Consider the following 23,424-nt stretch of genomic DNA (forward strand, 5'->3'; position numbering starts at 1 on the left):
TCAGGAACGGACCCGCACGGATGACCCACCCTTCCGACACCACCAGCTACCGCGATATCAAGCGGATCGTGATGGAGCGCATCCGCTCCGGCATCTGGCAGCCCGACACGCTGGTCCCGAACGAACAGGACCTGGCCGAGGAGTTTTCCTGCACCCGCACCACCGTCAACCGCGCGATGCGGGAACTGGCCGATGAGGGCTATCTGGAACGCCGCCGCAAGGCCGGCACCCGGGTGCTGAGCGCCCCGCTGCGGCAGGCGCGGTTCACCATCCCGCTGGTCCGCGATGAGGTCGAGGCGACGGGTGCCGCATACCGATATGCGCTTATTAGTGCCGAAAACCTGCCCGCGCCGGAATGGCTGAGCGCCCGGCTGACCCTGCAGCCCGCGCAAGAGGTGCTGCACGTGCGCTGCATGCATTATTCGAACAATACCCCGTTTCAATATGAGGACCGCTGGATCGTGATCGACAGCGTGCCCGAGGTCGCCAACGCCGATTTCACCGCCATCGGACCGAACGACTGGCTGGTGCAAACCGTGCCCTTTACCAATGTCGAGCTGACCTTTCTCGCCAGCCGCGCCGATACCCAGCTTGCCGGATTTCTGGATGTCCCCGAGGGCGAGCCGGTCTTCACCGCCGAGCGGATCACCTGGTTGCAGGGCCGTCCGGTCACCTTCGCCAAGCTGTTCTTTGCCGCCGGATACCGGATGACCACCCAGATCTGAGCCGGGCTTACTGCGCTGGCGACGGCTCCAGCGGCACCCGGCCCTGATCGGTCAGCCGCCAGCACCGGCGCCCTTCGAACACGGCGGACACCAGCGGGCGGCCATAGCCTGCACCTGCGTCCAGATTGATGCGGTTGCCGCAATGCTCGGCCCGTTTGGCCGGGGTGTGGCCATGCACCACAAGCCAGGGATGGGCGCGCGGGTCCTTCAGGAATTCGTGGCGTATCCAGACCAGATCGTGCTCGGTCTGCTCCTCCAACGGCACGCCGGGGCGAATGCCGGCATGCACGAACAGCAACTCACCTTCCTGATGCAATACCGGCAGTGCGTTCAGAAAGTCGAGATGCGCCGCGGGCACCGCCGCCCGCGCCTTTTCGTGCACCTCGTAAATCCGGTCTCCGTCGACCACAGGCACGCCGTATGAGGCCAGCGTCTCGATCCCGCCGATCCGTTCATGCAGCCAGTGATAGCCGACCAGCAGGCGGTCGTCATTGGTGGGATGCTCATGCATGAACATGGCAAACATCCGATCATGATTGCCCTTGAGCGTGATCCAGTTGCGCCCTGCGTTGAGGCCTTCGATCAGCAGGTCGATCACCCCGCGGCTGTCTGGCCCGCGATCGGTGTAATCCCCCAGAAATACGATGCACGCATCGGGGCCTCCATCCGCCTCGACACGGGCCAATGCGTCCTGAAGCATGCCTAGCTGGCCATGAATGTCGCCGATGGCGTAGATGGGAGGGGTCATGAACGGGCCTCAGGGTTGGTCGCGTTCGTTCTGTCGGAAATCTGCGGTCTTGAAAAGGCGACACCCGCACAAAGACTTGCGCGGGTGTCAGATTTGCAAGCGTATCAGGCCACGTCGAATTCCAGCGGCTTGATCTGGGTAAAGAGCCCGGTTTCCGCCAGCTTGGCGCGCGCCTCGGCCGGAACTGGCTCGTCCACATAAAGAAGCGCGATGGCTTCACCTCCGGCATGTGCCCGGCCCAGGGTAAAGTTGGCGATGTTGACGCCATGCGCCCCCATGGTCTGGCCCAGCGTGCCGATGATCCCCGGCACGTCCTCGTTGGTGGTATAGAGCATGTGTGAGCCGATCTCGGCGTCGATATTGATACCCTTGATCTGGATGAAACGCGGCTTGCCGTCGCTGAACACGGTGCCGCCGATGGACCGCTCGCGCTTTTCGGTCACCACGGTCACCTTGATGTATCCTTCAAATGCGCCGGATTTGTCCTGATTGGTGGTCGAGATCTGGATACCACGTTCCTTGGCCACCACCGGGGCCGAGACCATGTTCACCTCGGGGTTCGACTTTTTCATGATCCCCGCGATCACGGCGCAGTTCAGCGCAGCGAGGTTCATCTCGGCGGCCACGCCGTCATAGAGGATGTTGATCGCCTTGATCGGCTCATCCGTCATCTGACCGACGAAAGAGCCCAGATGACCGGCCAGCTTGATCCACGGGCCCATGATCTTGGCCTCTTCGGCGGTGACGCTGGGCATGTTCAGCGCGTTTTCCACTGCTCCGGTCAGCAGATAGTTCGACATCTGCTCGGCCACCTGCAGGGCGACGTTTTCCTGCGCCTCGGTGGTTGCCGCGCCCAGATGCGGGGTGCAGACCACATTGGGCAGGTTGAAGAGCGGGTTGTCCTTGGCCGGTTCCTCGCTGAACACGTCAAAGGCGGCACCTGCCACGTGACCACTCTGCAGCATTTCGGACAGCGCATCTTCGTCCACCAGACCGCCCCGGGCGCAGTTGACGATGCGCACGCCCTTCTTGGTCTTGGCGAGGTTTTCACGGCTCAGGATATTGCGGGTCTGGTCGGTCAGCGGCACGTGCAGGGTGATGAAATCGGCACGCTCAAGCAGCTCGTCCAGCTCGACCTTGTCGACACCCATCTGGTCGGCTTTTTCGGCGCCCAAGTAGGGATCGTAGGCGAGGACCTTCATCTTCAGCGCATGGGCCCGGTCGCAAACGATACCACCGATATTGCCTGCGCCGATGACACCAAGGGTCTTGTTGGTCAGCTCGGTGCCCATGAACTTGGACTTTTCCCACTTGCCCGCATGGGTCGAGGCGCTGGCCTCGGGGATCTGCCGCGCCACCGCGAACATCATCGCAATCGCGTGCTCGGCGGTGGTGATCATGTTGCCGAAGGGCGTGTTCATCACGATCACCCCCTTTTTTGACGCGGCATCCTTGTCGACATTGTCGGTGCCGATCCCGGCGCGGCCGACGACTTTCAGGTTGTCGGCCTTTTCCAGGATCTTCTCGGTCACCTTGGTGGCCGACCGGATGGCAAGGCCGTCATATTGGCCGATGATCTCGGCCAGCTTTTCCTTGTCCTTGCCCACTTCGGGCAGGAAATCCACGTCGATGCCGTGATCGCGGAAGATCTGGACGGCGGCGTCCGACAGCTTGTCGGAAATGAGAACTTTGGGGGCCATTTGATTTGGTCCTTTGAATGGGTCTTGGGAGTGGCGGGCTGAGGTCCGCCTTACGTTTGCGTCTGGCGTAGGTCGGGCTTCAGGCAGTTTGTACCTGAGCCTCGATCTCGGCCTCAAAGGCCCATTCGAGCCAGGGCAGCATCGCCTCGATATCCGAGGTTTCGACCGTACCCCCGCACCAGACACGCAGGCCCGCGGGCGCATCGCGATAGGCGCCGATATCCAGAGCGATGTTTTCGGCCTCCAGCCGCTTGGCCACCGCCTTGGCGAAGGCTGCGCCGTCGCGGATGCGGTCGTCGGTGAATTTCAGGCAGACAGAGGTGTTCGAGCGTGTCGCCGCATCCTCGGCCAGGTTGGCGATCCAAGGCTGCATATCGCAAAAGGCGTGGATGGCGCCCGCATTGGCATCTGCGCGGGCGATCAGGCCCTGCAGGCCGCCCGCGGATCGAGCCCAGTCTAATGCAAACAAGTAATCCTCGACCGCCAGCATCGACGGGGTGTTGATGGTGGCGCCGGTAAAGATCCCTTCGATCAGCTTGCCGCCCTTGGTCAGGCGGAAGATCTTGGGCAGGGGCCAAGCGGGGGTGTAGCTTTCCAGCCGCTCCACCGCGCGTGGGGACAGGATCAGCATCCCGTGTGCTGCCTCGCCGCCCAGAACCTTCTGCCAGCTAAACGTGGTCACATCCAGCTTGTCCCAGGGCAGGTCCATGGCGAAGGCGGCGGAGGTGGCGTCGCAAATGGTCAGCCCCGCGCGGTCATCGGCGATCCAGTCGCCATTCGGTACACGCACGCCCGAGGTAGTGCCGTTCCAGGTGAACACGACATCATTGGCAAAATCGACCGAGGCCAAATCGACGATCTGCCCGTATTCGGCGGTTTTCACCTCGGCGTCGATCTTGAGCTGCTTGACCACATCGGTCGCCCAGCCCGCACCAAAGCTCTCCCAAGCCAGCATCTCGACCTTGCGCGCGCCCAGTAAGGACCAGAGCGCCATCTCGACGGCACCGGTATCCGAGGCCGGGACGATGCCGATGCGGTAATCGGCGGGGATGCCCAGAACCTCGCGTGTGCCCTCGATGGCGGCCTTCAGCTTGTCCTTGCCGATGGCGGCACGGTGCGAACGGCCCAGCGCGGCGCCGGCGAGTTTGGTCAGATCGAATGTGGGGGGTTTGGCGCAGGGGCCAGAGGAAAAACGCGGATTAGCCGGCCGCGTCGCCGGTTGTTCGATAGTCATCGGTGTTACCCTTACAGATATGCGCCCCTCGTTGGGGAGGAGTGTCCCACCGACAGAGCTAGGCCGCTGCGGCGCGGCGTGCAAGCGCGAAATGGCCGGATTTCGGCGCCTTGGCGTTCAAATCCGACGCTGATGACTATGATCGGAAACTTGTGTTCCGGGATGGGCAAAGCCGGAGGAGCAGCGGGGCGTGGCACGGGTCGGCCATGAGTATTTGTGAAAAGATGAAGTATTTCAGTCCGTTGGCGTTAGCGAGCTCGGAGGGTGGAGCGCCGAGGGTCGGGCGGTCGGGTGGGACGGACACTCGGATTCGGTAGCTGGCGGATTTTCTGTGCCTGCGGTATGCGCAGGCAACGAAACAGGAGATGCCCCATGTATGTCGTCACTCTGCTGACCAACCCAGCCGCGCCATCGCTGGACCCTGTGCTGGTCGAGTCGCTGCGCAATGCCTGGGGCGGGGGCGAGGCGGTTTGGTTGAGTCCGGACGAGGCGGCGGAGTTTGCGCTGGACGTGATGCCGAGGAATCGCTGGGAGGTTTGGACCGAGGTGCAGGGCCTCGGGGTCGATCTTGTCGTCCAGCTTGCCGAGGGGCGGCGCAAGCGGATGCTGCTGGCGGATATGGACAGCACCATGATCCAACAGGAATGCATCGACGAATTGGCGGATGAAGCCGGGGTGGGTGCTCATGTGAAAGACATCACCGCGCGGGCGATGAATGGCGAGTTGGACTTCGAAGGCGCGCTGATCGAGCGGGTTGGGCTGCTCAAAGGGCTCGATGAGGCGGTGATTGCTAAAGTGCTGGCCGAGCGGATCACCTTCATGCCCGGCGGGCGGGAGCTGGTGGCGACGATGCGCGCGGGCGGCGGCTATGCCGCGCTGGTCTCAGGCGGGTTTACCGCCTTCACGGCCAACGTGGCTGGGGTGCTGGGGTTCGATGAGAACCGGGCCAACACGCTGCTTGCCGAGAACGGAGTCCTGACCGGCGACGTTGGGCGTCCGATCTTGGGGCGTGAGGCGAAGGTTGAGGCGCTGGAGCAGATCACGGCCCGGCTTGGAATTTCTCCGGCCGATGCGATCGCCGTGGGTGATGGGGCGAATGACCTGGGTATGCTGGGATTGGCTGGAACCGGGGTTGCGCTGCATGCCAAGCCCTCGGTGGCCGAGCAATGCGACGTGCGTATCAATCATGGGGATCTGACGGCCCTGCTGTTTCTGCAGGGTTACGCCCGACAGGATTTCATCCGTTAGAAAACGTCAGAACAGATCGAAACGCACAGGGTTTATCGCGTAATAAACCCGGGCGGCGAGGATGAGCCGTTCCTTTGGATCATTCAGCGCAGCGAAGGGCACGGGAACCCCATGCGCGGCGGTGACGTTTTCCAGCGCCCTGGTGGTCGCGGGACCAACCTGTCCGTCCACCGCGACACGCTCACCCAGCTCGTTGAGCGCCATCTGCAACGCGCGATCCAGCGCTGAGTTCGGCAGGCCGTCGAGCTGCTCACGCGCCTGACCTGCGGCTTCTTCATCTGCCAGTAGCGTCGCTTTGGCCGCCCGCAAGGCCGCGTCTGCCGGACCTTTGCCGCGCACCTGGCCGTCAAGAATGATATAGGCCCCGTTGGCGCCACCCCAGGCGTCACCCCGTGCGAGCGACATGTCATACCATTCGAGCGCCTCGGCACGTGTGCGGCCCTGCAACTGATCGCGCAGGATCATGCGGGCGATGCTGGCTGGCGCAGTGGGATGGCCGCCTTCTGCAGCGGCAAGAAAGTACCGGTGCGCCTTTTCGTAGTCGACCGGATTGCCACCCAGCCCGTTCAGCGCGACATAGGCCAGATTGTCGTAGCCGTAGATGTCTTTGCGCAATTCCGAGGCCCGCAGATACCGCATGCCGCGCTCGGGAATGTAGTGCTCGGAGTTTTCACGCAGGAAATAGAGCCCCAATTCGTTCATCGAAAACGTATGGCCCAGTTCCACCGCCCGCTCCAGCAGTTCAAAGCCCCGCTTCTTCTCCTCGGCAGTTTCGCCTTCGCGCAGCAGCTTCTTGCCCAGCCGGTGCATGGCATAGGGGTCTTGTTCGGCAGTGCCCTCTTCCAGCAGTGTAAGCGCTTTTTGCGTATCAAGGGGGATCTTGGTTACCGCGCGGTCGATCTGTTCGGAATCAAGAAGCATGGCCAAAGCGAATTTTGCTCGGATATGCCCCGCCGCAGCCGCAGCCGAGATGTTGTCATAGGCTTCGGACAACTGGCCTGCGGCTTGCTGCACGCGACCCAGCTGATACCGAAAACGAGCATTGTCAGGATGCGCTGCAACGGCTTCGCCACACGCCTTCAAGCCGTCTGGAATGTTGATCTCGTTCGGCAGGCGAAAGATGCCCACACCATTCAGATCAAGCGCATCGCCTGCTTCCAGGTCACATGCGTTCAGGTCCAGTTGCAGGGAAACGTCGACCCGCTGGCGTTGCTGGCCGGAGGTGACGACCTCGACCACGAACTTGTCCTGAACCCCGGCCTTGTTCACCTCGACCGCGCGGACATCCGAGATTTCCGGCGCGTAGGAGATTGAGCCGGACTGTTGTTCATCCCCCAGCGCGATCACACCGCGGTCGGGACGCTCAACAATATGCACCTCGGAGATGTCGGCACCCAGCGCCTGCTCAAGGGTTTGGGACAGCGGGATGTTCTTGTCAAACTGATGGGTCAGATCAAGTGATTGGGCCTCGCCGCCGGTGACCGGTTCGGGCGTTGTTTCGGTTTGTAGCTGCGCCAGGTAGAACGGCTTTACCAGTGTCGAGCTCTCCCAGGGAATCTGTTGCCCCTGGGTGGAGTCATGCACGCGTTCGCGGATGACCGGGAACAGCTGCTGAATGTTCTCAAACGGTGTGGCGCGCGCGGTTTCAAGAACCGCCGCGGTATAAGGGCTGTTCTCACCAGCCGCGCCGTCACTGGCCACGGCACCGGGCGAGGTGGAATAGGCGACAAGCGAGTTCAGCGGGGTGCGGAACACGTCAAATCCGGTGCGCGTCTCGAACAGGTTTGCGTCCAGATCCGCGGCCAGCCGGATGTCGCTGAACGGATTGTCGCGGCAGGAATCCAGAATGGCCACATGCGCGGAACTTCGGGCCGACAGCGTGTCGATCACCCGGTCCAGTGTCATGGTCGCCAAGGGAACGTCGTATATGCTCTCGAACTTGGCATCCACCGGCAGAAGGTAGTTTCGCCTGCCGATCTGAATGCCGTGCCCGGCGTAGTAGAACAGAACGTTCGCTGAATCCGGAATATTGAGCACCGCCGTGCGCAGAAGCTCCTCGAATTCACGTTTTTCAAGGTCGTAACCGTCATAGACCTTGAAGTTGAACTCGCGCAGCAGCGAGGCGATATCTTGGGCGTCCTTGCGCGCATTCGTAAGGTCGCCGACATTCGTATAGTCCTGATTGCCGATCACGATGGCAATCCTGGGGGCAGTCGCCGATTGTGATACTTCGCGGGGGGCGGTTTGGGCCAGCACATGTCCGGTTGGCAGAGACAAAGCAAGCATCCCGGCCAAGATCGGATAGATCCCGCCTCTCAGGCTGCGCCGAAACATGATTGGCCCTCCGTGTCTAGTTCCAGCTTCCGCCGCCACCGCCACCGGCACCGCCGCCACCACCGCCGCCGCCATCGCTATCCCGTTCTTCACCGGAGTCTGAAGTATTGGACGACGCTTGCGTTGTTGTCACCGTCGGCGTTGTTGCAGCGGCAGGAGTTGGCGCGGCAACCGGAGCCGGCTGCGGAGCGGGCTGTGGTTCCACGGTTTGGGTATTTTCAAACCAAAGCGGCGTGCACCCAACCAGAACCATCGTACTGCACACCACAATCGGTAAAGAAACTCGGACCATTACGGGCCTCCCTGACAAATTATTCAACGTATATGCACAATTTAGCTTACGTTGAGTAAGTTAGGTCTGTCCATCATAGATTTCCGGTCAGTTTATACCTGCCCCGCTCGCCCCAAGAATCGAGTTTGCATCATTTAACATTTATGTTAATAGTCGGGCATGAACACACTTATCAAGGCCTTCTCGGCCCTGTCCGATGAAACCCGCCTGTCCATTGTCGAACAGCTTATGGCGGATGGCGAGTTGCCGGCCGGAGATCTGATCGAAGGCAAGGGCATGTCCGGAGCCGCGATCTCGCGTCATCTGAAGGTGCTGCGCGAGGCGGGGCTGATACAACAACGTGCAAAGGGGCCGCAGCGGCTTTATTCCATCCGGCCCGAGGGACTGCGCGCCATTGCCGAATGGACCATCTCGAAGCGCGAATTCTGGGAGACAAGCCTCGACCGGTTGGGGGCGATTTTGGAGAGGGAGAATACATGGCCGACCTGAGATTGGAGCGGGAGTTTCCCGTGGGTCCCGAGCAGCTGTTCGCATGGGTCAGCGATGGCACCAAGCTGTTGCAATGGTGGGGACCCGAGGGGCTGCACGTGCCCGAGCACGACCTGGATTTCTCCCGCACCGGTGCGTGGTTCTCGGTGATGGAGAATGGCGAGGGGCAGCGGTTCAAGGTCTCGGGTCATGTCACCCATGTGGATGCGCCCAAATCGGTCGGGTTCACCTGGGCTTGGCATGACGAGAATGACAAGCGCGGCGACGAAAGCCACGTGACCTTCACGGTCGAGGCAACGGACAATGGTGCGCGGCTGGTGCTGGATCACCGCGAGTTGGGCGATGACGAGATCAGCGCCAGCCACGAAGGCGGCTGGACCTCGTCGCTGCGCAAGCTCGAAGCCGCGTTGGCGTGAGTTTTCAGCAAGGGAGGTAGTGAAATGCCGGAATTCGTTTTTGCATATCATGGCGGCAAGGCGCCTGAGAGCCCCGAGGAGGGCGAAAAGGTGATGGCACAATGGCAGGCTTGGTTTGCCGATATGGGCGAGGCGGTGGTGATCCCCGGCGCACCGGTGGGGATGTCCAAGACCGTCAGCTCGGCTGGTGTGGCCGATGACGGTGGTGCCAATCCGATCTCGGGGTATTCGGTGGTCAGGGCCGCCGATATCGGGGCCGCGACCGAGATGGCCAAAGGGTGTCCGATGGTGGTGACGGGCAACGGCTCGGTCGAGGTTGCCGAAGTTATGGAGATGTAGATCATCCCCCTAACCCTCTCCCCGGTGGGGAGAGGGAACCCGCGCTGCGTCAGAGCGGGGCCAACAGATTCTGAGTCGGCCTGATGCTGCCGCAGTCGATACCCCTGCGGCTATGGATTGGCGCATTCATGAACTTTCGTGTGGCCGGGTGATCGGCATCCAGCATGCCGAGGCCTACCAGAATCGCTGCGATGGCGCATTCGCTGGCACGGGTGGCGCCGTCGGCGATCTTGAGTGCCACGCCCACACGCTTTTCCGGAATGATGGCGACGAACACCGCTTCGGCGCCCGTCTTGATCGCCGCGCGGCCATCCATGGCGCGCATTAGTTCGGTACAGGCACGGCCTTCGCCCGCGACAAGCTCGGGATGTTTGATCATCGCCGCCGTTAGTTGCTGGGCGGCGGTGCTTTGACGATCCGACCGGTCGGCGGCCGAAGCAAACCACGCCATCGAGCGCGCCAGCCCCAGCAAGGAGGTCGCAAAGTTCGGGGCCGAGCAGCCGTCGATGCCGTAACCGGGGCTGGATTCATCCGTTACTTCTTCGAACGCGGCGCGGCAGGCCTGTTGTACCGGGTGGTCGATTTCGACATATTCCGGGCCCGCGCCCATATGCTGCGCCAGCGTCAGAAAACCGGCATGTTTGCCCGAGCAATTGTTGTGCGTCTGGCAGGGGCGGACATCGGCAAGGATCAGCCCGTCGCGCGCGGCCATGTCCGACGGCTCCTGCGGGCCGCAGCGGAAATCGTCGTCATGCAGGCCCAGATGATCCAGCCAGGCGGAAACCCGATCAGTGTGGATCGCGGCACCGCTATGCGAGGCGCAGGCCAGCGCCAGATGTTCCGGGCCCAGTCCGTATTTGGCCGCCGCACCAGAGGTAACCAGCGGTAAAGCCTGGATCATTTTACAGGACGAGCGCGGATAGATCAGCGCATTAGGGTCACCCCAGCTGCGCACGATCTGGCCCGTGTCGTCGCAAATCACTGCATGACCCAGGTGAATGCTCTCCAGAAACGGTCCCCGCCACACTTCGGTCATCGCCACCGGCTGCGTCATGACGTCCTCTCCATCCCTGCGCAAATTTCTGCCAATCGCCCTTTCGCCCATGGCGAAACCTGCGATAGTGTGTCTATGTCGGCAAACGATGGGATGCGCAAGGCAGACGGGCTTCAAGACCCGCGGCGCGCCCCGGGAAACTTGAGGTAAAGGTCGGGCTAGGAGGCTGGACAAATGGGATCGAAACTCGTCCGCGCAATTGCGGGCCTGTGCATGGCAGGAATGGCCACAACCGCAATCGCTCAGCAGGCGACAAGCACCAACCGTGTGGCCGCCAAGACCGATTGGCATGTGTATGTCGAGGACGATCCGACCGAGTGCTGGAGCGTGTCGTCGCCCAAGGAAACCGTCAACACCCGGGGTGGCCGTGTCGTTTCGGTGCGCCGCAGTGATATCCTGCTGTTTGTGTTCTACCGTCCCAAGGCCGAGGTGAGCGGTCAGGTGACCTTTACCGGCGGCTACCCGTTTGCGCCGGGATCGACCGTGAACCTGAATGTCGAAGGTGAGGAGTTCGAGCTGTTCACCGAAGGCGAATGGGCCTGGCCCGCGACCGAGACAGATGACGCCAAGATCGTGACCGCCATGAAGCGCGGCAGCGAGGCCGTTCTGACCGCGCGGTCCGAGCGGGGCACACAGACCAAGGACACATTCTCGCTGCTGGGGTTCACGGCGGCGATCGAGGATGCCGAGAAACGCTGCACAAACTAGCCGACCCGGGCCAGTTCTGAAGAAGGCCTCGCCGCTTTGGCCGGGGCCTTTTCAATGCGGTGGGGTCCAATCCAGTCGTCCGCAGGACTAGTGACGGCCGGTCATTCACCCCACTCAAGAACAACCTTGCCGGACAGTCCTGATTTCATCGCGGCAAAGCCCTTGGCGAACTCATCCACCCTGTACCGGTGGGTAATGACGCGCGTGACATCCAGACCGTTCTGAAGCATGGCGATCATCTTGTACCAGGTCTCGAACATCTCGCGGCCGTAGACGCCCTTGATGGTGATCGCCTTGAAGACGATCCGGCTCCAGTCCACCGGAGACTTGCCCGGCGGGATGCCCAGCAGGGCAATCTTGCCGCCCATCACCAGCGCCTCGACCATCTGATCCAGCGCGGCTTGCGAGCCCGACATCTCAAGCCCGACGTCGAAGCCCTCTTTCATGCCAAGTTCGGCGATTACGTCCTGCAAGTCTTCGCTGGTTACATCGACTGTGCGAACCGACGGCACGACATGGCCGGCCAGTTGCAGCCGGTCCGGGTTGATGTCGGTGATCACCACATGCCGCGCGCCGGCGTGGCGGGCGACGGCGGCGGTCATGATGCCGATAGGGCCGGCGCCGGTGATCAACACATCCTCGCCCAGCAGATCGAAACTTAGCGCCGTGTGCACCGCATTGCCCAGGGGATCGAGAATCGCGCCGATCTCGTCGGGGATATCGTCCGGCAAGGGCACCACGTTGAAGGCGGGGAGTTTCAGGTACTCGGCGAAAGCCCCCTGCTCGTTAACCCCGATCCCGCGCGTGCCCGGGTCGAGATGGAACTTGCCCGCGCGGCTCTGGCGGCTGTCGGTGCCGATCAAGTGCCCTTCGCCCGAGCAGCGCTGGCCGATTTCCAGCCCGGTCACGTCGCGCCCGATCTCGATGATTTCACCGGCGAATTCGTGACCCGTGATGAGCGGAACCGGCACTGTGGCCGAGGCCCAGTCGTCCCAGTTCCAGATGTGAATATCGGTGCCGCAGATGCCGGTCTTGTTGATACGGATCAGCACCTCGTCGGGACCGATTTCGGGGACCGGGGCCTGTACCATCCAAAGCCCTTCCTGCGGTTTGGATTTCTCCAGGGCCTTCATAGTATTGGGTCGCATCGGATTACTCCCACAAATCGGTCGAAAGGTATTTCAGCCCGCTGTCGCACATCACGATGGCAACGCAGCCGCCCAGCTCCGGCCCGCGCAGCAACTCGGCAGCGGCGGCAAGATTGGCGCCGGAAGAGTAGCCGGCAAAGATGCCCTCGGTACGGGCCAGCAGGCGGGCATGATCGCGCGCCTGCCCGCCGGTCACGGCGAGGTGGCCGGTGACAGGCGCCTCGCGCAGGTGGGCAAGATCGGGCATGGCATAGCCGCCACCTTGAATCGGATGGTCCGGGTAACGCGCTGAGCCTTCCGCCAATGCGCGCGCGCCATCCGGTTCCACGACGTAGCAGCGTACACCGTGACGGGCGAAGAAGCGGGCCGCGCCGCCAAGGGTGCCGCCCGATCCTGCAAAGTCGCAGAACGCGGTGATTTCACCGTTGGATTGTGCCCAGATTTCCGGCGCGGTTCCACTTTCGTGGGCATCCGGGTTGCCCTTGTGGCCGAACTGGTCGGCCCGGAAGGCACCCCGTTCGACCGTCAGCCGTTGGGCGGCATCGTCGACCAGAGCCAGATCCGCGCCCGAGACCTCTCCCGGCTTGCTGCCCTTTGCTTGCGGAACGATTGTCACCTCGGCCCCAAGCGCCCGCATCATGCGCGCCCGTTCGATGGAGTTCCCGGCGCTCATGACGGCCACGAAAGGATGGCCCAGAACACCGCACACGATGGCCAGCCCGGTCCCCATATTGCCCGATGTCAGCTCTACCACGGTCTGGCCGGGCGCGAGCGAGCCGTTGGCCCGGGCCGCTTCGATGATGGCCCTAGCCGCCCGGTCCTTTTTGGAGAACCCGGGCAGCAGGTAATCAAGCTTGGCCAGAATGCGGCCCTGCAGGCCGAGCGCAGCGCACACGCGCGACAGCTCGACCAGCGGAGAGTTGGCCATTGCGCCAATGACCGAGGCATGGATCATCCGATCACTCCCAACTCCTGGCCGACCTTGCCAAAGGCGGCCAGCGCACGGTCCAGTTCGCCCTTTGTCAGAGCCGCATTCATCTGCGTCCTGATCCGCGCCTGACCGCGCGGCACCACCGGGAAGAAGAAGCCCGAGACATAGACGCCTTCGTCAAAAAGACGTGCTGCCATTTCCTGTGCCAACGTCGCCTCACCCAGCATGACCGGGATGATCGGGTGTTCGCCGGGCAAGAGATCAAAACCCAGTTTTTCGAGACCCGCGCGCCAGTATTTGGCGTTGCCGAAGAGTTGGGCGCGCAGCATGTCGCCCTCTTCGACCAAACGGATCGCCTCAAGCCCGGCGGAGACGATGGAGGGCGGCAGCGAGTTTGAGAACAGATAGGGCCGCGCCCGCTGCCGCAGAAGGTCGATCACTGGCTGCGGCCCGGCGATATAACCGCCGATTGCCCCCCCAAGTGCCTTGCCCAGCGTCCCCGTCAGGATGTCCACGTCCACGCCAAAGTGATCCGGCGTGCCCGCGCCGCGCGGTCCCATGAAGCCGGTGGCGTGGCAGTCATCGACCATCACCACGGCGTCATATTTGTCGGCCAGTTCGCGGATGGCCGGCAGGTTGGCCAGATAGCCATCCATCGAGAACACGCCATCGGTGGCGATCATGATGTGCCGCGCCCCGTCCTCGCGCGCCTGTTTGAGCCAGGCTTCGAGGTCGTTCATGTCGTTGTTGAGGTAGCGGTAGCGTTTCGCCTTGCACAGCCGCACGCCGTCGATGATCGAGGCGTGGTTTAGACTGTCCGAGATGATGGCATCCTCGGGGCCCAGAAGCGGCTCGAACAAGCCGCCATTGGCGTCGAAACAGGCGGCGAACAGGATGGCGTCGTCCTTGTTCAGGAACTTGGCCAGTCGCTGCTCCAGCTCACGGTGGAGGTCCTGCGTGCCGCAGATGAAACGGACCGAGGCCATGCCGAAGCCGCGGGGCTCCATCGCGGATTTCGCCGCTGCGATCAGGTCCGGGTGATCGGCGAGGCCCAGATAGTTGTTGGCGCACAGGTTGATGACCTGATGCCCGCCGACCGTGATCTCACCGCCCTGAGGCGAGGTGATCATTCGCTCGCGCTTGTAGAGCCCCTCGGCTTCGATCTGCGCGAGCGTGTCCGTGACGTGGGACAGAAATGTGTCGGACATGGGCCATCCTCCTTTGCCTGAGTCGCACGTCTAGCATAACGGATGGATTTCCGAAATAGGGGAATTCGATATGTTGGACAAAAATCCGCCAAACCGGACATCTTTGCCAGATACTGGACTCTTCGAAGAATTTTGAGCCAGGAAAACTTGAGTTTTCTTGGCCCCCATCGGATATGCGGATCACCTCCCGATCCAGCGCAAAGTCGAGATCGGAGAGAACAAGTTTTTCAATATTTTTTGGCCGCAGTTCAGGCGTTCTTCACGATGAGGAACACCCGCGCCGCCTCGCCCGGCGCCGAGATCGAATGCACCACATCCGCCGCGTAGCGCGCCGTGTCGCCAGCGTTCAACTCGTTGGCCGCTGTGCCCGAGGTGACCCGCACAGAGCCTTCCAGCACCGTCAGCTGCTCCTGCGCCCCGCGCGCATGCGGCTGACTGTTGAGGGCGCCGCCGGGATCGAAGCGGATATCGTAGACCTCATGCCCGCCGGCCTCCTCGGGGGGCGACAGGATGCGGATACGGCAGCCCTGTCCCATGTTGTCGATGCTCGGCACATCCGTCTTGCGCAGCACTTCGATCCGGTCTGCACCGTCGCCATCTTCGAGCAATCCCGCGAAATCCACCTGTAGGGCGCGGGTCAGGTTCCAGAGCGTCGCGATGGTCGGGCTGCTTTCGCCGCGTTCGATCTGGCTGACCATCGAGCGAGACACGCCGCTGAGATTGGCCACCGCCTCAAGCGACAGGCCTTGCGCCCGGCGCGCCTCTTTCAGACGGGCGGGCAGGCGTGTCAGGATATCGTCTGGATTTTCCGTCATGACGGATTCTTGTGCGCCCTGGGGCCCGGTTTGTCAATTCCGCCCGTGACGGTACGTCTCATGAGACAGGGTCATGCCGCAGGTGCATAATGCCGCCAGACCCAAGAGGAGAGAGACATGACCGACATCGTGATTCTGGACGGCGCCCGCACCGCAATCGGCACTTTTGGCGGGGCGTTGGCCTCGACCGCGCCCATCGATCTGGCCACCGTGGCGACCGAGGCCGCGCTGGAGCGGTCGGAGGTCGAGGGCGGTCAGATCGGTCATGTGGTCTTTGGCCATGTGATCAACACCGAGCCGCGCGACATGTATCTGAGCCGGGTGGCAGCGATGCAGGCGGGGATACCGAACGGGACGCCTGCGATGAACGTGAACCGCCTGTGCGGGTCCGGCGCGCAGGCGGTTGTGTCGGCGGTTCAGTCGCTGATGCTGGGGGATGCAGAATTTGCGGTGGCCGGCGGCTCCGAAAGCATGTCGCGCAGCCCGTTTATCACACCGCAGACCCGTTGGGGGGCGAAAATGGGCGATGTGAAGTCGCTCGACATGATGTTAGGGGCGCTGAACTGTCCGTTTGGCACCGGTCATATGGGTGTGACCGCTGAGAATGTGGCCGACGAGCACCAGATCTCGCGCGAGCAGATGGATGAATTCGCGCTAGCCAGCCAGGACCGGGCGGCGGCGGCCATTGGGGCGGGGCATTTCGACAGCCAGATCACGCCGGTGCAAGTGAAGGTCAAGCGTGACATGGTCGACTTCAAGGTCGATGAGCATCCCAAGGCTACCACCGCCGAGGCGCTGGCCGGGCTGAGGCCGGTGTTCAAGAAGGACGGTCGGGTGACGGCGGGCAATGCCTCGGGCATCAATGACGGCGCTGCAGCGATGGTGCTGGCGACGGCGGACGCGGCGGAGAAGGCCGGACTTAAGCCTAAGGCGCGGGTGCTAGGCTATGCTCATGCGGGCGTGCGGCCCGAGGTGATGGGGATCGGGCCGATTCCGGCGGTACAAAATCTGTTTGCCAAGACGGGTCTGACGGCTGCGGATTTCGACGTGATCGAGTCGAATGAAGCCTTTGCAGCGCAGGCCTTGGCCGTGAACAAAGAGCTGGGTCTGGATGCGGCCAAAGTGAACCCGAATGGCGGAGCAATAGCGCTGGGTCATCCGGTGGGTGCGACCGGGGCGATCATTACGCTGAAGGCGCTTTATGAGTTGGAACGGACCGGAGGGTCGAAGGGGCTTGTCACCATGTGCATCGGCGGTGGTCAGGGGATCGCCATTGCCATTGAGCGGCTCTGATCGGTGAGGGTGCAAGGGGGGGGCGGTCTACCCCCCATCGCGCGTTGCGCGATTCCCCCCGAGGATGTTTTTTGAACAGAAGAAGATCGGAGCCGGGCTGCGGTCAGATCAGCGTGATGAGCAGCAGGGTCAGGATTGCGCCAGCCAATACGCCTGCCAGCGCGGGCAAGAGCCACGAGGTCTTGCCGGACGCGGTGCTTTCTTCGGTTTGGGACTGGGCGATTAAGGCGTTTTCCACCAAGGCCGGGAGACGGGGGCCAAAGCGGGCGAGGACGCGGGCGGTGTTGCCCAGGTCGCGCATGATCGCGCGTGGGCCGATGGAGCCTTTGATGTAATCCTCGACCACCGGATGGGCGACCTCCCATATGTTAATATGGGGATCGAGCGAGCGGGCCACGCCTTCGACGACCACCATGGTACGTTGCAGCAGGATCAGCTCGGTCCGGGTTTCCATGCCGAAGCGTTCGGTGACCTCGAACAGGTAGTTCAGAAGCCGGCCCATCGAGATATGTGAGGCGTCCATGCCGAAGATCGGCTCGCCCACCGCGCGCAGAGCGCGGGCGAACTCGTCGACATCCCGGTCGGCGGGGACATAACCGGCCTCGAAATGCACCTCGGCCACGCGTTTGTAGTCGCGGCGGATGAAGCCGAACAGGATCTCAGCATAGACCCGACGGGTGTATTCGTCGATATGGCCCATGATGCCGAAATCGTAGGCGATAATGTCGCCATTGGCGGCGACCTTGAGGTTGCCCTGGTGCATATCGGCGTGGAAAAACCCGTCGCGCAGGGCGTGTAGCAGGAACATCCGCAGCACGCGTTCCCCCAGATCCCGGCGGTTGTGATTTGCCGCATCCAGCGCGTCGTTGTCCCCCAAGGGGATGCCGTCGGCCCAGCTGAGCGTCATCACCCGCCGCGCAGAAAGCGACCAGCGCACAGGCGGCAACCAGAAGCCTTCGTCACCCTTGGTGTTGTCGGCATATTCCGAGGCGGCGGCGCTTTCCAGCCGCAGGTCCAGCTCTCCCCGCACCACGCCGTCGAAATGTTCGATCACGTCCATCGGGCGCAACCGGCGCGCGCCGGGGGCGAAGAGATCGACGATGCGGGCGGCGAAATAGAAGGCGTCCACATCCTTGCGGAAGGCGCGTTCGATGCCGGGGCGCAGGACCTTGACCGCCACTTCTTCGCCGGTTGCAGCCAGCTTGGCCTTGTGCACCTGCGCGATGGAGGCGGCGGCGATGGGTTCACTGAATTCCGAGAACAGCGTGTCGACCGGGCGGCCCAGCTCTTTCTCGACCTCTTTCATCGCCTCGGTGCGCGGAAAGGGCGGCAGCTTGTCTTGCAGCACGCGGAGTTGCTCGGCGAGTTCATCGCCCACCACATCGGGGCGGGTCGAGAGGACCTGACCGAACTTGATATAGGCCGGGCCCATGGCCGTGAGCGCGCGGGTGGCGGGCGGCATGTCCGGGTCGCCCTTGTAGCCCAGCCACTGGAAAGGCTTGCCCAGCGCGTGGGCCAGAAAGCGCAGGGCGCGTGGGGCCTCGAACGCGTCGAGCACCACATTCATGGCACCCGTGCGCTCCAAAGTGGCGCCTGTGCGGATCAGGCGGATGATGTTGTGAGGTCCGCGCATTCAGAGCTTCCAGCCGGAATGCAGAGCGGCGATGCCCATGCTGAGATTGCGGTATTTGGCATTGCCGAACCCAGCCTGACGGACCATGCTCAGAAAGGTCTCTTGATCCGGGAAGTTACGGATCGATTCCACGAGGTATTGATAGCTGTCGCGGTCGCCCGCAATCATCTGCCCCATGCGCGGGATGACGTTGAAACTGTAGAGGTCATAGAGTTTCTGCAGCCCGTCATTGGGCAACTGGCTGAATTCCAGCACCATCAGGCGGCCACCGGGTTTCAGCACGCGGTAAGCCTCGTTCAACGCGTCCTGCGGGCGGGTCACGTTCCGGATGCCGAACGAGATGGTGTAGACGTCGAACGTGTTATCTTCGAACGGCAGCGCCATGGCGTCGCCCACCACCCAGTCCAGACTGTCGGCGCGCTGTTCCGCCTCGGCGCGTTTGCGGCCCTCAACCAGCATCGGCTCGGTCAGGTCCAGCACGGTGGCATGGCCGTGTCCCGCGCGCCTCAGGAAACGGAACGAGATGTCGCCGGTGCCGCCTGCTACGTCCAGCAGGCGCTGACCGGGGCGCGGTGCCAGCCAGTCCATCATCGCGTCCTTCCAGACCCGGTGGATGCCCATGCTCATCACATCGTTCATGATGTCGTATTTCGAGGCGACCGAGTTGAAAACACCCTGCACCCGCCCAGCCTTTTCAGCCTCGCGGACGGTTTCGAACCCGAAATGGGTGGTTTTGTCGTTGGTCTCAGACATGGGCCTTGCCGTTTTTCGAATTTCGCCCCTGTTATAGGGCGCTGGAACCTGGGCACAATGCGGCCCATTGGAATGGGAGCGTCCTAATGCCTGAATTGCCCGAGGTCGAGACAGTAAGACGCGGCCTGAGCCCTGCGATGGAGGGCGTAGTGATCGAGCAGGCGGACGTAAACCGGCCCGATTTGCGCTGGCCCTTTCCCGACCGCATGGCCGAACGGCTTACAGGGCAGCGGGTGGAGCGGCTGCGGCGGCGGTCGAAATACATTCTGGCCGATCTGAGCGGGGGCGAGACGCTGCTGATCCATCTGGGCATGTCCGGGCGCATGACCGTCTCGGGCGATCCGCTGGGGCAGTTCGTGCATGAGCACCCCGCGCCCGAGAAACACGACCACGTGGTCTTTCATATGGCCAATGGCGCCCGCGTCACTTTCAACGATCCGCGCCGGTTCGGGGTGATGGACCTGATGCCCACGGCCACGGCGGAGGCGCACAAGCTGCTGGCGGTTCTGGGGCCCGAGCCCTTGGGCAACGATTTCCATGAGCAACACCTGATCGAGTCGTTTCGGGGCCGGAACACCCCGGTCAAATCGGCGCTGCTGCATCAGGGAATCGTCGCCGGACTGGGTAATATCTATGTCTGCGAGGCGCTCTACCGCGCCGGGATTACTCCACGTCGCAAGGCGGGCCAGATCTCGGCCAAGCGGGTGGCGGCGCTGGTTCCGGTGATCCGACAGGTGCTGCAGGACGCCATCGAGGCGGGCGGATCGTCGCTGCGGGATTTCCGCCAAGCCGATGGAGAACTTGGGTATTTTCAGCATCGCTTTGACGTCTACGGGCGCGAGGGTGAGGCCTGCCGCACCCCGGGTTGCAGTGGCGCCATACAGAGAATCACTCAGTCGGGCCGGTCCTCCTTCTATTGCGCGCAATGCCAAAGATAGCTTGAAAGCGACCGCTCGCGTGGTAAGGAATCGTTCCTGAACGGAACAACCGAAAGCACTTGCCCCATGGCCTTTGAGACGATCATCGTCGAGATTGAAGACCACGTCGCCCTTATCCGCCTCAACCGTCCGGACGCCCTGAACGCGCTGAACACCCAATTGCTGGGGGAGTTGTGCAGCGCGCTGGAAGAGGCGGACAGCAACGACAAGGTGCGCTGTATCGTCACCACCGGTTCGGACAAGGCCTTTGCCGCGGGCGCCGACATCAAGGAAATGTCGGAGATGAGCTTTGTGGATGTGTTCACCACGAACCTCTTTGCCGACGCCAATGACCGTATTGCCGCCATCCGCAAGCCGATCATCGCTGCCGTGGGTGGCTATGCGCTGGGTGGTGGGTGCGAGCTGGCGATGATGTGCGATTTCATCATTGCCGCCGACAGCGCCAAGTTCGGCCAGCCCGAGATCAATCTTGGTGTGATCGCCGGCATGGGCGGCAGCCAGCGCCTGACCCGTTTCGTGGGCAAGTCCAAGTCGATGGACATGAACCTGACCGGCCGTTTCATGGACGCCGAAGAGGCCGAACGCTCGGGCCTGGTCAGCCGCGTGGTTCCCGCCAAGAAGCTGGTCGAAGAAGCAGTGGGCGCTGCCCAGAAGATCGCCGAGAAATCGATGCTCAGCACGATGGCCGCGAAAGAGGCGGTGAACCGCAGCTATGAGTTGCCGCTGAGCGAGGGCATGTTGTTCGAACGCCGCGTGTTCCATTCGATGTTCGCCAGCGAAGACCAAAAGGAAGGCATGGCCGCCTTCCTTGAAAAACGCGAGGCGCAGTTCCGCGACAAGTAAGATCAGCGGACCGTGCGCCCGATCAGGCGGGCAAACGCCCGCCTTTTTTCGTAGCCTGTCCGGCGCCGAAGAATCGGCTTGGCAAACCCGGAAAACTTGATTATGCAGCGCCGCTATACATGCGCGTGCGGCCCGCTTTGGCCAGAATCACACTCGTGATCCCTGATCCGGTGCGGCTTTGTCCGTCACGCGAACCGAAGATAACCGAACCGAACAAAGGTCATAGACACACATGGCAAATTCGCCCCAAGCCAAGAAGCGCGCCCGTCAGAACGAAAAGCGTTTCGCCGTCAACAAAGCCCGCCGCTCGCGGATCCGTACCTATCTGCGCAAAGTCGAAGAGGCGATTGCCTCGGGCGACAAGGACGCCGCAACCGCCGCCCTGCGCGCCGCTCAGCCCGAGCTGATGCGCGGTGTCACCAAAGGCGTGTTCCACAAAAACACCGCGTCGCGCAAGATGTCGCGCCTGTCGGCACGGGTCAAAGAACTGGGCTGAGCCCGGTCCGCGACTCACAAAAAAATCCATTGAAAGAGGCGTCGCGTCATGCGGCGCCTTTTTCCGTTGCTGTTGCCGGAAAGCCGCGTCTCGGCGGGCCAGAGAGATTCTTTGCGTTAAAAGCCTGAGTCAATATCAGAGTTTCATTGCCGCTTCGCACACGGACTTGCTAGGACTGTTTTCAGCGATTCACTCGCTTGGGGGGACAGGCTGCTTGGGAACCTATACCTGACGGGCATCAGGTCAGTTTCAAAGCGAATGTCGGCGGTCGGGACAAACCGATCCTGCCGATCTGCTCTTGGTTTCGGGCTCACTCCGAGACTTTGGCCCTGTCGTAAAATGAGAGTGTAGCAGGCGGCTCTGTCGCTCGTAGCGATCCGGTCTCGGGTTGTCTCGTGTGCTTTTAGGCCTCTGCCTTCGTACCTGTCAGGGTACTGCCGCCGAAGCTGCGTTTCGGTGTGTGTGTATCTTATTGCGTGTGGATCCAGTCGGGCAATGCCCCGGTGCGTAGATGGTGAATACAAGGCCCAAAGGCCGATAAACAATGGGATGCGTGAGGCGCTGGATGACACAAGAGAAATGGGGACAGCTTCGTCAAAAACTGCTCAAGACAGTTGGACAGAACAACTACACCACCTGGATCGAACCGCTGGAGTTCGAGGAATTGCAGGACGGCGTGGCGGTTTTTTCGGTCCCGACCAACTTCATGGGCAACTATGTCAGCCAGAATTTCGCAGATCTCATCCTCTATGAACTGAACACTTCGGGCGAGGCCGTGCAGCGCCTGGCGTTTCGGGTTGCGGCCAACTCACCGGTGCGCCCTGCCAAGAAGGCCACTGCCGCACCAGTGACCGTAACAGCCGATGCCGAGGAAGAGCCGAGCGCCGATATGACACAGACGTCCAACGACCCGATGGAATCCCTTCAGGCCGCACCTCTGGACGCCCGGTTCACCTTTGAAAGCTTTGTGGTGGGCAAGCCCAACGAACTGGCCCATGCCGCCGCGCGCCGTGTGGCCGAGGGCGGGCCGGTCACCTTCAATCCGCTGGTGCTCTATGGCGGCGTTGGTCTGGGTAAGACGCACCTGATGCACGCGATTGCGTGGGAGCTGAAGGTCAAGCACCCCGAGTTGAACGTACTCTACCTATCGGCGGAGCAGTTCATGTACCGTTTCGTGCAGGCCCTGCGCGAGCGCCGGATGATGGATTTCAAGCACCTGTTCCGCTCGGTCGACGTGCTGATGGTGGATGACGTGCAGTTCATCGCGGGCAAGGATTCCACTCAGGAGGAATTCTTCCACACCTTCAATGCGCTGGTGGATCAGAACAAGCAGATCATCATCTCAGCCGATCGGGCGCCCGGCGAAATCAAGGACCTGGAGGACCGGGTGAAATCGCGCCTGCAATGCGGTCTGGTCGTCGATCTGCATCCCACCGATTACGAGCTGCGTCTGGGCATCCTGCAGACCAAGGTGCAGCAGTATCGCAGCACCTATCCCGATCTCAAGATCGCCGACGGGGTGCTGGAATTCCTGGCTCACCGCATTTCGACAAATGTCCGCGTGCTCGAAGGCGCGCTGACCCGGCTCTTTGCCTTTGCCTCGCTGGTGGGGCGCGAGATCGATATGGAGCTGACGCAGGATTGTCTGGCCGACGTGCTGCGCGCATCCGAGCGCAAGATCACCGTCGAGGAGATCCAGCGCAAGGTGTCGGACTATTACAACATTCGCCTCAGCGACATCATCGGGCCCAAGCGCCTGCGTTCCTACGCCCGGCCGCGTCAGGTGGCGATGTATCTGTGCAAGCAACTCACCAGCCGCTCGCTGCCCGAGATCGGCCGCCGCTTTGGCGGGCGCGATCACACCACCGTCATGCACGGGGTGCGGCGTATCGAAGAACTCAAGCTGACCGACGGGCAAATCGCCGAGGATGTCGAAATGCTGCGCCGCGCGCTGGAAGCATAATCTGCCCGCCCCGGGCGTGATCCGGGGCCACGTTTTCGAACCCCGGGGCCCGCTTCGGGGTTTTTCTGTGCGGTTAACCCCACGGTTGCCGGCGAACTGTGCCCTGTCGGCCACGT

At 62.3% G+C, this 23,424-nt stretch carries 22 protein-coding genes; 11 read left to right on the forward strand and 11 right to left on the reverse strand.

Features of this window, described 5'->3' with window-relative positions; all coding sequences use genetic code 11:
- Positions 1-20 precede the first annotated feature (20 nt).
- Positions 21-725 (forward strand): UTRA domain-containing protein, encoded by a 705-nt coding sequence (locus tag GOX53_RS13830; protein ID WP_171177298.1) that lies wholly within the window; start codon positions 21-23, stop codon positions 723-725.
- Positions 726-732: 7 nt separating this feature from the next.
- On the opposite strand, the gene GOX53_RS13835 is transcribed toward GOX53_RS13830, so the two are convergent.
- The 3 genes from GOX53_RS13835 to GOX53_RS13845 all read right to left on the reverse strand — a co-directional run bounded on the left by GOX53_RS13835 (position 733) and on the right by GOX53_RS13845 (position 4,407).
- Positions 733-1,473 (reverse strand): metallophosphoesterase family protein, encoded by a 741-nt coding sequence (locus GOX53_RS13835; protein WP_171177300.1) that lies wholly within the window; start codon positions 1,471-1,473, stop codon positions 733-735.
- Positions 1,474-1,577: 104 nt separating this feature from the next.
- Positions 1,578-3,173 carry a phosphoglycerate dehydrogenase gene (serA, locus tag GOX53_RS13840; RefSeq protein WP_171177302.1) on the reverse strand — a complete coding sequence of 532 codons (1,596 nt, stop codon included), beginning with the start codon at positions 3,171-3,173 and terminating at the stop codon, positions 1,578-1,580.
- Between the two features lie 79 nt (positions 3,174-3,252).
- Positions 3,253-4,407, reverse strand: a complete 1,155-nt coding sequence (locus tag GOX53_RS13845; protein ID WP_171177304.1) for a phosphoserine transaminase — start codon at positions 4,405-4,407, stop codon at positions 3,253-3,255.
- A gap of 372 nt (positions 4,408-4,779) precedes the next feature.
- Between GOX53_RS13845 and serB the strand changes: the two genes are divergently transcribed.
- The gene (gene serB / locus GOX53_RS13850; RefSeq protein ID WP_171177306.1) at positions 4,780-5,655 is read left to right on the forward strand and encodes a phosphoserine phosphatase SerB; all 876 of its coding nucleotides are present in this window, start codon (positions 4,780-4,782) and stop codon (positions 5,653-5,655) included.
- Between the two features lie 6 nt (positions 5,656-5,661).
- Here the strand turns inward: serB and GOX53_RS13855 are convergent, their stop codons facing one another.
- Entirely contained in the window at positions 5,662-7,989 is a 2,328-nt protein-coding gene (locus GOX53_RS13855; RefSeq protein ID WP_171177308.1) for a caspase family protein, read from the reverse strand.
- 451 nt (positions 7,990-8,440) lie between these two features.
- Here GOX53_RS13855 and GOX53_RS13860 point away from each other — a divergent pair, with 451 nt between their 5' ends.
- The 3 genes from GOX53_RS13860 to GOX53_RS13870 are packed head-to-tail and all read left to right on the forward strand — an operon-like array spanning position 8,441 to position 9,525.
- On the forward strand, positions 8,441-8,770 hold the full coding sequence (locus GOX53_RS13860) for a helix-turn-helix transcriptional regulator (RefSeq protein WP_171177310.1): 330 nt from the start codon (positions 8,441-8,443) through the stop codon (positions 8,768-8,770).
- Positions 8,758-9,186, forward strand: coding sequence for an SRPBCC domain-containing protein (locus GOX53_RS13865; RefSeq protein WP_171177311.1), 429 nt, complete (start codon positions 8,758-8,760; stop codon positions 9,184-9,186). Before GOX53_RS13860 ends, GOX53_RS13865 begins: the two co-directional genes overlap by 13 nt.
- Before the next feature lie 24 nt (positions 9,187-9,210).
- Positions 9,211-9,525 carry a YciI family protein gene (locus tag GOX53_RS13870; protein ID WP_171177313.1) on the forward strand — a complete coding sequence of 105 codons (315 nt, stop codon included), beginning with the start codon at positions 9,211-9,213 and terminating at the stop codon, positions 9,523-9,525.
- A 49-nt stretch (positions 9,526-9,574) separates the two neighbouring features.
- Here the strand turns inward: GOX53_RS13870 and GOX53_RS13875 are convergent, their stop codons facing one another.
- Positions 9,575-10,579 (reverse strand): asparaginase, encoded by a 1,005-nt coding sequence (locus GOX53_RS13875; RefSeq protein ID WP_171177315.1) that lies wholly within the window; start codon positions 10,577-10,579, stop codon positions 9,575-9,577.
- Between the two features lie 174 nt (positions 10,580-10,753).
- Here GOX53_RS13875 and GOX53_RS13880 point away from each other — a divergent pair, with 174 nt between their 5' ends.
- Entirely contained in the window at positions 10,754-11,287 is a 534-nt protein-coding gene (locus tag GOX53_RS13880) for an invasion associated locus B family protein (RefSeq protein WP_171177317.1), read from the forward strand.
- A 101-nt stretch (positions 11,288-11,388) separates the two neighbouring features.
- Here the strand turns inward: GOX53_RS13880 and tdh are convergent, their stop codons facing one another.
- The 4 genes from tdh to GOX53_RS13900 all read right to left on the reverse strand — a co-directional run bounded on the left by tdh (position 11,389) and on the right by GOX53_RS13900 (position 15,389).
- Positions 11,389-12,420: an L-threonine 3-dehydrogenase gene (gene tdh / locus GOX53_RS13885; RefSeq protein ID WP_171177615.1), complete on the reverse strand. Its 1,032-nt coding sequence runs from the start codon at positions 12,418-12,420 to the stop codon at positions 11,389-11,391.
- Positions 12,421-12,439: 19 nt separating this feature from the next.
- A complete protein-coding gene (locus GOX53_RS13890; RefSeq protein ID WP_171177319.1) occupies positions 12,440-13,390 on the reverse strand; it encodes a PLP-dependent cysteine synthase family protein in 951 nt (316 codons plus the stop codon).
- Positions 13,387-14,574: a glycine C-acetyltransferase gene (locus GOX53_RS13895; protein ID WP_171177321.1), complete on the reverse strand. Its 1,188-nt coding sequence runs from the start codon at positions 14,572-14,574 to the stop codon at positions 13,387-13,389. The genes GOX53_RS13890 and GOX53_RS13895 overlap by 4 nt, the downstream gene beginning before the upstream one ends.
- A gap of 248 nt (positions 14,575-14,822) precedes the next feature.
- Positions 14,823-15,389, reverse strand: a complete 567-nt coding sequence (locus tag GOX53_RS13900) for a helix-turn-helix domain-containing protein (protein WP_171177323.1) — start codon at positions 15,387-15,389, stop codon at positions 14,823-14,825.
- A gap of 117 nt (positions 15,390-15,506) precedes the next feature.
- Here GOX53_RS13900 and GOX53_RS13905 point away from each other — a divergent pair, with 117 nt between their 5' ends.
- Positions 15,507-16,682, forward strand: coding sequence for an acetyl-CoA C-acyltransferase family protein (locus tag GOX53_RS13905; RefSeq protein ID WP_171177325.1), 1,176 nt, complete (start codon positions 15,507-15,509; stop codon positions 16,680-16,682).
- 103 nt (positions 16,683-16,785) lie between these two features.
- Here the strand turns inward: GOX53_RS13905 and ubiB are convergent, their stop codons facing one another.
- Both ubiB and ubiE read right to left on the reverse strand, forming a co-directional pair.
- Positions 16,786-18,315 (reverse strand): 2-polyprenylphenol 6-hydroxylase, encoded by a 1,530-nt coding sequence (gene ubiB / locus GOX53_RS13910; RefSeq protein WP_171177327.1) that lies wholly within the window; start codon positions 18,313-18,315, stop codon positions 16,786-16,788.
- Positions 18,316-19,068, reverse strand: coding sequence for a bifunctional demethylmenaquinone methyltransferase/2-methoxy-6-polyprenyl-1,4-benzoquinol methylase UbiE (gene ubiE, locus GOX53_RS13915; RefSeq protein WP_171177329.1), 753 nt, complete (start codon positions 19,066-19,068; stop codon positions 18,316-18,318). It lies immediately after the preceding gene.
- Between the two features lie 86 nt (positions 19,069-19,154).
- Here ubiE and mutM point away from each other — a divergent pair, with 86 nt between their 5' ends.
- The 4 genes from mutM to dnaA all read left to right on the forward strand — a co-directional run bounded on the left by mutM (position 19,155) and on the right by dnaA (position 23,308).
- A complete protein-coding gene (gene mutM / locus GOX53_RS13920; RefSeq protein WP_171177331.1) occupies positions 19,155-20,006 on the forward strand; it encodes a bifunctional DNA-formamidopyrimidine glycosylase/DNA-(apurinic or apyrimidinic site) lyase in 852 nt (283 codons plus the stop codon).
- Between the two features lie 66 nt (positions 20,007-20,072).
- Complete coding sequence (locus tag GOX53_RS13925) at positions 20,073-20,849, forward strand: enoyl-CoA hydratase (protein ID WP_171177333.1); 777 nt, start codon at positions 20,073-20,075, stop codon at positions 20,847-20,849.
- 232 nt (positions 20,850-21,081) lie between these two features.
- Positions 21,082-21,345 (forward strand): 30S ribosomal protein S20, encoded by a 264-nt coding sequence (gene rpsT, locus GOX53_RS13930; RefSeq protein ID WP_171177335.1) that lies wholly within the window; start codon positions 21,082-21,084, stop codon positions 21,343-21,345.
- A 565-nt stretch (positions 21,346-21,910) separates the two neighbouring features.
- Positions 21,911-23,308 carry a chromosomal replication initiator protein DnaA gene (dnaA, locus tag GOX53_RS13935; protein ID WP_171177337.1) on the forward strand — a complete coding sequence of 466 codons (1,398 nt, stop codon included), beginning with the start codon at positions 21,911-21,913 and terminating at the stop codon, positions 23,306-23,308.
- The last annotated feature ends 116 nt before the right edge of the window (positions 23,309-23,424 follow it).

The organism is Ruegeria sp. HKCCD8929 (assembly GCF_013031405.1).
Lineage (GTDB): Bacteria > Pseudomonadota > Alphaproteobacteria > Rhodobacterales > Rhodobacteraceae > Ruegeria.

What these genes read in the sequence shown, in the direction of transcription:
- tdh (WP_171177615.1), bottom strand. Translation starts at nt 12,420, where the DNA reads ATGAAGGCCCTGGAGAAATCCAAACCGCAGGAAGGGCTTTGGATGGTA.
- rpsT (WP_171177335.1), top strand. Translation starts at nt 21,082, where the DNA reads ATGGCAAATTCGCCCCAAGCCAAGAAGCGCGCCCGTCAGAACGAAAAG.
- mutM (WP_171177331.1), top strand. Translation starts at nt 19,155, where the DNA reads ATGCCTGAATTGCCCGAGGTCGAGACAGTAAGACGCGGCCTGAGCCCT.
- GOX53_RS13905 (WP_171177325.1), top strand. Translation starts at nt 15,507, where the DNA reads ATGACCGACATCGTGATTCTGGACGGCGCCCGCACCGCAATCGGCACT.
- GOX53_RS13845 (WP_171177304.1), bottom strand. Translation starts at nt 4,407, where the DNA reads ATGACTATCGAACAACCGGCGACGCGGCCGGCTAATCCGCGTTTTTCC.
- GOX53_RS13830 (WP_171177298.1), top strand. Translation starts at nt 21, where the DNA reads ATGACCCACCCTTCCGACACCACCAGCTACCGCGATATCAAGCGGATC.
- GOX53_RS13890 (WP_171177319.1), bottom strand. Translation starts at nt 13,390, where the DNA reads ATGATCCATGCCTCGGTCATTGGCGCAATGGCCAACTCTCCGCTGGTC.
- GOX53_RS13895 (WP_171177321.1), bottom strand. Translation starts at nt 14,574, where the DNA reads ATGTCCGACACATTTCTGTCCCACGTCACGGACACGCTCGCGCAGATC.
- serA (WP_171177302.1), bottom strand. Translation starts at nt 3,173, where the DNA reads ATGGCCCCCAAAGTTCTCATTTCCGACAAGCTGTCGGACGCCGCCGTC.
- GOX53_RS13855 (WP_171177308.1), bottom strand. Translation starts at nt 7,989, where the DNA reads ATGTTTCGGCGCAGCCTGAGAGGCGGGATCTATCCGATCTTGGCCGGG.
- GOX53_RS13925 (WP_171177333.1), top strand. Translation starts at nt 20,073, where the DNA reads ATGGCCTTTGAGACGATCATCGTCGAGATTGAAGACCACGTCGCCCTT.
- GOX53_RS13870 (WP_171177313.1), top strand. Translation starts at nt 9,211, where the DNA reads ATGCCGGAATTCGTTTTTGCATATCATGGCGGCAAGGCGCCTGAGAGC.
- GOX53_RS13880 (WP_171177317.1), top strand. Translation starts at nt 10,754, where the DNA reads ATGGGATCGAAACTCGTCCGCGCAATTGCGGGCCTGTGCATGGCAGGA.
- GOX53_RS13860 (WP_171177310.1), top strand. Translation starts at nt 8,441, where the DNA reads ATGAACACACTTATCAAGGCCTTCTCGGCCCTGTCCGATGAAACCCGC.
- ubiE (WP_171177329.1), bottom strand. Translation starts at nt 19,068, where the DNA reads ATGTCTGAGACCAACGACAAAACCACCCATTTCGGGTTCGAAACCGTC.
- dnaA (WP_171177337.1), top strand. Translation starts at nt 21,911, where the DNA reads ATGACACAAGAGAAATGGGGACAGCTTCGTCAAAAACTGCTCAAGACA.
- ubiB (WP_171177327.1), bottom strand. Translation starts at nt 18,315, where the DNA reads ATGCGCGGACCTCACAACATCATCCGCCTGATCCGCACAGGCGCCACT.
- GOX53_RS13900 (WP_171177323.1), bottom strand. Translation starts at nt 15,389, where the DNA reads ATGACGGAAAATCCAGACGATATCCTGACACGCCTGCCCGCCCGTCTG.
- GOX53_RS13865 (WP_171177311.1), top strand. Translation starts at nt 8,758, where the DNA reads ATGGCCGACCTGAGATTGGAGCGGGAGTTTCCCGTGGGTCCCGAGCAG.
- GOX53_RS13875 (WP_171177315.1), bottom strand. Translation starts at nt 10,579, where the DNA reads ATGACGCAGCCGGTGGCGATGACCGAAGTGTGGCGGGGACCGTTTCTG.
- GOX53_RS13835 (WP_171177300.1), bottom strand. Translation starts at nt 1,473, where the DNA reads ATGACCCCTCCCATCTACGCCATCGGCGACATTCATGGCCAGCTAGGC.
- serB (WP_171177306.1), top strand. Translation starts at nt 4,780, where the DNA reads ATGTATGTCGTCACTCTGCTGACCAACCCAGCCGCGCCATCGCTGGAC.